Origin of the sequence: Pontibacter arcticus (genome assembly GCF_003284895.1) — a bacterium.
In the GTDB taxonomy this organism is placed as follows: Bacteria; Bacteroidota; Bacteroidia; order Cytophagales; family Hymenobacteraceae; genus Pontibacter; species Pontibacter arcticus.
Genome location: NZ_QMDV01000003.1, coordinates 734,512 through 740,602 on the forward strand (window position 1 = coordinate 734,512; position 6,091 = coordinate 740,602).

The 6,091-nt window shown below is 43.5% G+C and carries 5 protein-coding genes and 3 tRNA genes; 4 read left to right on the forward strand and 4 right to left on the reverse strand.

All coding sequences use genetic code 11. From position 1 onward, the window contains the following. Positions 1-41 precede the first annotated feature (41 nt). Positions 42-983: an aerotolerance protein gene (locus DP923_RS12695; protein ID WP_112306211.1), complete on the reverse strand. Its 942-nt coding sequence runs from the start codon at positions 981-983 to the stop codon at positions 42-44. After that, positions 980-1,951, reverse strand: a complete 972-nt coding sequence (locus tag DP923_RS12700; RefSeq protein WP_112306212.1) for a VWA domain-containing protein — start codon at positions 1,949-1,951, stop codon at positions 980-982. The genes DP923_RS12695 and DP923_RS12700 overlap by 4 nt, the downstream gene beginning before the upstream one ends. A 308-nt stretch (positions 1,952-2,259) precedes the next feature. Here DP923_RS12700 and DP923_RS12705 point away from each other — a divergent pair. From DP923_RS12705 to DP923_RS12715, 3 genes are all read left to right on the forward strand, one after another. Next, positions 2,260-2,346, forward strand: a tRNA-Ser gene (locus DP923_RS12705). A gap of 111 nt (positions 2,347-2,457) precedes the next feature. Beyond that, a tRNA-Pro gene (locus DP923_RS12710) sits at positions 2,458-2,531 on the forward strand. A gap of 67 nt (positions 2,532-2,598) precedes the next feature. Further along, positions 2,599-2,672, forward strand: a tRNA-Arg gene (locus DP923_RS12715). 78 nt (positions 2,673-2,750) lie between these two features. Here the strand turns inward: DP923_RS12715 and DP923_RS12720 are convergent. Both DP923_RS12720 and DP923_RS12725 read right to left on the reverse strand, forming a co-directional pair. Beyond that, entirely contained in the window at positions 2,751-3,284 is a 534-nt protein-coding gene (locus tag DP923_RS12720) for a GNAT family N-acetyltransferase (RefSeq protein WP_112306213.1), read from the reverse strand. 147 nt (positions 3,285-3,431) lie between these two features. Continuing rightward, on the reverse strand, positions 3,432-3,845 hold the full coding sequence (locus DP923_RS12725) for a hypothetical protein (RefSeq protein WP_112306214.1): 414 nt from the start codon (positions 3,843-3,845) through the stop codon (positions 3,432-3,434). Between the two features lie 1,282 nt (positions 3,846-5,127). On the opposite strand from DP923_RS12725, the gene DP923_RS12730 reads away from it, so the two are divergent. Continuing rightward, the gene (locus DP923_RS12730) at positions 5,128-6,021 is read left to right on the forward strand and encodes a polysaccharide lyase (RefSeq protein ID WP_112304832.1); all 894 of its coding nucleotides are present in this window, start codon (positions 5,128-5,130) and stop codon (positions 6,019-6,021) included. The last annotated feature ends 70 nt before the right edge of the window (positions 6,022-6,091 follow it).

Here is a 6,091-nt window from a genome sequence, read left to right on the forward strand (position 1 = left end):
AGCTTTATACTTCATAGAACAAGTGTAAACTTACTTTATACTTACCAGTCGGGTAGGGAAGGGTCGGGCTTTTTGGTTGCTTTTTTAGGCAACTGCTGCAGGTACTGTAGTTCTACGTTCCGCATGGCATCGAGCAGTAATTTTGCTTTGTCCGGCGATAGTTTGGGTTGCTTCCGGAGGTTGCTTTGCGTTTGTGCCTGCGTATCATTTTCTGTTATGCTTTCTGCACCGGCGCGTTTCTGTGGCTGGTTCGGGTCAAAATTGCTGTCGGGGTTCTGGCCCAGTTCATCGCCCGGGTTGCGGCCGCTCTTTTCTTCACGCTCTTTCTCGGCCTGCTGGTTTTCAGAGGTGCCTCCTGGTTGCTTGTCTGTACCATTTTCATCCGCAGCAGGCGTGTCTGTTTCTTCTTCCTCCGTGCCCTGGTCGTCGGGGTTTTTCTTAGGCTGAGGTTGCAACTCATCAGCTGCCGGCGGCGGACCCGCTAAACTATCGCTTTGGTCGTCGTCTTCAGGTTGGTTTTGTGCCGTTTCGTCCTGCGCTTTTTCAGGATGAAGCTCGAGGTACTTTTTCAGCAATTCGTAGTTATAGCGTGCCGTTTCGTTGGATGGCTCTACGATTAATGCTTGCTTATATAAAGCCAGCGCGTATTTATACTTGTGCTGGGTGCTGGCAATGTTACCAAGCTGCAAATGCACTACGGCCCGCAAGTGACTCGACGGATGGTCGGCCAGCAGCTGGTATTCCTGCTGGGCTTTCTCCATTTGCCCGGACCGGTAATAGGCGTGCGCCAGGTTTAACTGCAGTTGGTCGTCTTCTACTTCGAGGTCGTACAGGAGATAATTATACGTGGTGATCGCACTCAGATAATCCGCTCGTTTATAGTCTGCGGCAGCTTGTTTGGCATACTGGTTTATCTTCGTGATGGTATTTAATCCACCCGAAAACAAGCTGATAAGCAAGATGCCGTAAAGTAAAAGCTTCATATCCGGATCAGTTTAACAGCCAGCAAACCATCCAGGGCAATAAGCAACAGGGCCAGCGCGAGCGGGTAAATATACTTATTAGCTGTTACATCAATGGTTTTGCTTTCGCGCAGTTCGCCTTCAATGTTGTTAATTGCACTGATGAGCTTATTAACTTCGCTTACGCGGTTGTTCACTTCAAAATATTCGCCGTCGGTCAGTTCAGCCAGTTCCTGCATGGCCGTAGCGTTCAGCTGTGTTACCACCATCTTGCCTTCACTATCGCGCTTAAACCGGTTGCCCACCGGAATTCGTCCGCCCTCCGGCGTGCCAACTCCCAACGTAAACACACGGATATTCTGTTCTTTCAGTTGTTCGGCCAGTTGCGCTACGTCTTCGCCAAAATTTTCACCATCGCTTATCAGCACCAGCACACGGGCCTTTTGTTCTTCGGTTTCAAGAGCGGGGTTCTGCTGAAATTTATCCAACGTTAATTGTAGTACCGCCTCAAAATTCGTGGTGTGGTGTGGCAGTAGGTCCGTGTGCAGTGTTCTGGTGAAAAGCTGTAAGGCACTCTGGTCGTAGGTAAGCGGGCTATGTATAAAGGCTTCCGAAGAAAAAATCATCAACCCGATTCTGTCAGAGTTAAAGCGCTGGATCAGGCGGAGCAGTTCGTGTTTGGTCTTCTCGAGGCGAGAAGGCTGCACATCCGTCGCGTTCATCGATTGCGACAAGTCCACCGCAATGTATAGATCCTTGCCAATGGTTTTGATCTCTTTTTTCATGGCACCGAACGAGGGGCCAAGTATGGCAATAATGATCAGGGCTACATAGAGATGGCGCAGTACAAATTTGATCCAGATGCCGTGCGGCCGCAGCTTAAAGAAATTGGACACGCGCATTACCCGGAACATAAAACCTGCATACAGCCCTATAAATAAGGTGCCGAACAGGATTTCGAGCAGGGTAATGGATTGGTACCAGGTCATTTCTGAGATTAAAGGAAGCGCTTGTGCTAGCAAATATACTAAAGCTGGCTGTACTTAAACTACTTTGCTGTGCACGTTAATGTAGCTTACGCTTACCTGTGGCTTGCTTTTAAGGGCCTGGAGCAAAAAAATCAGATATTTTTTCAAATTTTTTCTTCTTCCCAATTCTAATACTATCAATCACTTACACGAATGCCAGGTTGTTTTCAAGTATAAATACTGGGTTCAGGCTTTAAAATTTACGTGAGAGTATTGCTCAGTTACGGGTAAAGTTGTAAGTTTGCATACTCTTTAGCAGAAAGAGGCCCGGAGAGGTGGGTGAGTGGCTGAAACCAGCAGTTTGCTAAACTGCCGTACTCGTAAGGGTACCGGGGGTTCGAATCCCCCCCCCTCCGCAAGCGAAAATAAATTTTAAAAAAGTTTTGACTATTTAAAATAATCGCTTACTTTTGCATCGCATTCAGAGATAAACACTGCAAAGTATTACCGGTTCTGAGTGTATAGTTCGGGGTGTAGCGTAGCCCGGTATCGCGCCACATTTGGGATGTGGAGGTCGTAGGTTCGAATCCTGCCACCCCGACAATAAAAATTCGGAAGAGATTCCGAATTTTTTGTTTAAGGAAGTTTTTAAAACTCCATTAAGCGCTGGCCCCGTAGCTCAGCTGGATAGAGCAACTGCCTTCTAAGCAGTAGGTCTTTGGTTCGAATCCAAACGGGGTCACATTAAGCAGAAAGCCAGATAACAAAATGTTATCTGGCTTTCTTGTTTTAGCCCTTTTTCCTATTGTATCCTTTCAGTCTACTTTATAGAATGTTCGTTTGTAAATTCATAAAGCAGCAATTCTTCTTCACTATTTGGTAAGATCACCAGTTTCTTAAATATAAATCCCAGCTTAATCAGGAGTTTTTGGGAAGACACATTCTCTTTAGCTGTAATTGCTTTTAAACTGGCTATTCCAAATTCTTCAATGCCAGCTCGTTTGAGTTCGTGAGCAGCTTCAAAAGCATAACCCATGTGCTCGTATGCTGAAAGAAAGGCAAATCCAATGTCGATCCCTTCTATTCCTTCTCTGTCATATAGTCCGCAGATACCCATTTTTGCATGGTCTGTTTTCCGGATGACAGTGTAAGTTGAATAACCAAGCCTTTTTAATTGGGGGCGAAATTTAATTTGAATATAATTCTTCGCTTCCTCAATCGTATTCACATTTCGGTCTCCTATAAATTTTTTCCATTTAGGAGTGTTCAATAATTCGAAGATAAAAGCTGCATCTTCTTCAGAAGTGGGCTTTAAAATCAACCTTTCTGTTTCAAATGATCTATAGAGGCTCATGTGGGTTGTCTAACAGGTTAAAATAGACTGTAGTTAGCATGCGATTAAATGCTTGTAGTTTTTGCCGGGAGATAAAAAGTTCTCAGCATGTTAAAGTGGCTAATATTAATTAGAATAAAAAATGAGGAGGAGTTTGCATGATTCCCATTATTCAAAAAGCCATTCGAGTGCCTTTTCCTCTTCCAGGAAATGCTCGATCTGAAAGGTTTTATTCGGATACTTAGCAGTGTATTGGGCTTCCTGCAGGCGCAATGTATCCATCAGATCCAGACTCTCTAACGAAGTTAAATAGGCTAGCTTTTTAAATTTGTCTTCAAACAGCGGAAAGATTTCCTTCAGGGTCCAGTTCTGGTCGCAATATTCCATGTACGAGCGCTGGCGTATATCGTACAGGGCAAGGGTGATGTTTTGTGCCAAGGCGTATTCTGTGACCAGGGAGATATACTTTCTAAATTCCTTACTGGTAGGTTGCCGTAACCAGACGCCCTTAATAAATTTTTTAGCCAGATCTACTTCAACAGTAAGAGCGTCATTATGAAAAATTAATTCCAGTTGTAACATAGGTAGCAGCAGGTTTGGGGCGTCAATGAAATTTTTAATAAAGTAACATTAATAATCCGTTTAGCTACGTCCTGAATTCAGATGCCAAGACAGGACAGTACGTCTTCTTTGGTCAGAAAATATATTTTCCACAGCATCTTTCAGGCTTTCTTTATACGTGCCAACAGCTAAGGATTGATTCGTGGAGGTAGAAGCGTAGGAGGCTATAAGCATGCTACAGGACATGCATTGTTGTTGATTTTTATCAAAGCCTTGCCCGTAAATTAAGCCTGATTCGGACAACTCAAAAAACTAATGTTTTGATATGTTCCTTAACCAATATAAGAGGGAAAGATTAGTACCCTGGTTCACTGCTTTACTACTAAAATCCACTCGAATCAGCGCTATTTCAATGTTTCTATAAAACGCCATAGCACAAACCCTTCTTTTTATAAAGCCCTAATTAGGCTGCCTCATCCAGCGGGATTGGTGTCAGGTTTGTGTTATAACGCTTAACGATTAAGAAGCAAGCGTAAGCTTTTGGTTGATATGCCACGAAAGAACGCTTGTTATTTTATGAAAACAGCGTTTCTCAACGTTCCCCAATTTTACCCTTTTCATGCGCAATGTGATCAGCCTGAAGAGTTACACTCCGCTCTCTTCTTTATACCCATACTATTAAGTGCCGGCTTACTGCATTACTATTGTGGCGCTGGCTGAACCAGACAGTTTCACTTCATACTATCGACACCAACATAATAGCTGGCTATTTTTTAATATTAATATAATTTTATAAAAATAGTTATAAATATAATGTTAAGGTATTAAGAGTTTTTACTTAAAAAAGTATTAGTAATGCAGGTAATATTAGTTAAGAGTGTTATAGCAAAATGTTCAATTTGTAATGATGTTTAAACTTTGGTGATAAAGGGCATGTTGTTGGTTGGTTAGCCTAGATTTGTTAAGTGTTTACTCCTGTTTAGGGTCTAAATTGCCTGTATTTTGTACTTAAGTTATAATGTAATAGGAAAGTTACATGAATCTTACTTTTTTTTTAAAAAATGAAATTAATTATATCTCGACGTTGTCTATCAGTTTATAAGCAATAAAACGGAAGCTTATTATTTAAATAGTTATATTATTTTCTAATTAAATTTCTACTTAAGTAATCCGATATTAATTAAAAAAAGCTTATTTGTATTTACATTTTTATTACTGATAACCTAATATTATTCAATTTTCAATAACTTAATAATTACTATTTGTTTAATTTTTTACTACTTATTTTTAAAACAGACTTTTTATGAAACGCACCCAACTTTTAGCCGCCGCCCTCGTTTCGTTTTTTACAATTTCATGTGAGCAGTCCGAAGTGGCCGCTCCAAGCGTTAGCCAGTCCATTGCAGGCGAGGTAAGCCAGCAGCAGCAATCTGTTATCTCTTCAGTAGAGACGTACCGCAAAAACCTGCTGGTAGAAGAGCGCTTTGAAACCCCTGAACTGGCCGATTTCATTTCGGGCAACTACAGTGCCTTCTACAAGATGCAGTCCTCCAGGCTCTACAGCTTTGATGCCTCCGCCGAGAAGGCAAAGAAAGGAACGCGTTCAGGTAAGTTTGAGATGCTCAAGGCCGATGCCGCCGCAGGCGTGATCCGCTCGGAGGCGGCCAGTCGTAATGCTGAAACCAACCGTCACCGCTGGTACGGGCTGAGCCTGTATCTGCCATCCTCGGACTGGAGCACCTCCAATGACTGGGAGATCATCACCCAGTTCTGGAGCCAGCACGATGCGGGCGAGGAGGCACACAACCCACCTATTGAATTGTTTGTCTCCAAGGGCCGCTTAAAGCTGGGTGTGAAGTGGGCCTCTGCCCCGATCCACACGGATGCCACCCGGGACGGAGAATTAAAGTTTGACCTGGGCCTGCTGCCCAAAGACAAGTGGGCGGACTTTGTCTACCACATCAACTACTCCTACAAGGAAGACGGCCTGATTCAGGTATGGATGGATGGCAAACTGGTGGTCAACCACAAAGGCCCCAACAGCTACAACGACCAGAAGATACCTTTCTTCAAATACGGCATCTACAAGCGCAACTGGGACACCGCCACCACCAAGCGCAGGCTCTTTGTGGATGAGGTGCGGGTAGGAAACGAGAATGCCACCTACAACGACGTGGCCCCGACCAGAAAACTTTAATATAGGTTATACTTCAAACAGCACAGGCAGAAGATCACTCTTCTGCCTGTGCTGTTTTTAATGTGGGAAG